Source organism: Geofilum rubicundum JCM 15548, assembly GCF_000974365.1.
GTDB classification, from domain to species: Bacteria; Bacteroidota; Bacteroidia; order Bacteroidales; family Marinilabiliaceae; genus Geofilum; species Geofilum rubicundum.
This window is the reverse complement of record NZ_BAZW01000207.1, coordinates 1-533: the sequence shown is the minus strand read 5'-3', so window position 1 is coordinate 533 and position 533 is coordinate 1. Positions and strand designations below refer to the sequence as shown.

At 37.5% G+C, this 533-nt stretch carries 1 protein-coding gene; it reads left to right on the top strand.

The annotated features are described in order from the left end of the window. Positions 1-40: 40 nt before the first annotated feature. The coding region (locus JCM15548_RS20805; protein ID WP_262487173.1) for an ATP-binding protein at positions 41-533 on the top strand (493 nt) is incomplete at its 3' end.

The following is a 533-nucleotide window of genomic DNA, read 5'->3' as shown; positions in this document are numbered from 1 at the left end:
CAAAGACCTTGAAATGCTTCTGAAATTGTATCGCGAGAAGATGAAGCCAGAAGGCAAGGTGTGGCTTTTTATTGATGAGGTGCAAAACATTACCGGATGGGAGCATTTTGTTAATTCATACGCTCAGGATTTCGTGGATAGCTATGAAATATTTTTAAGTGGCTCAAATTCAAAAATGTTATCAAACGATTTGGCAACCTTGCTTTCCGGCCGTTATGTCAAATTTGAAGTGCTTCCTTTTAGTTTTACGGAATATGTCGGAATAACCCGAAAGGACTTATCCAAGCAAAGTTACATTGATTACATGGAGAGCGGTGCTTTGCCAGAATTGTTCGTATTGCCTAATGACGAAACCAAACGGAATTATATTTCATCTATTAAAGACACTGTATTGTTGCGGGATATAATCCAGCGGCATAGCATCAAAGATCCTAAGCTGCTGGAAGATGTTTTTGTTTATTTAGTTAACAATGCTTCAAATCTGGTATCCATAGCTAATATTGTGAATTATTTTAAGAGTAAGGGGCGAAGTA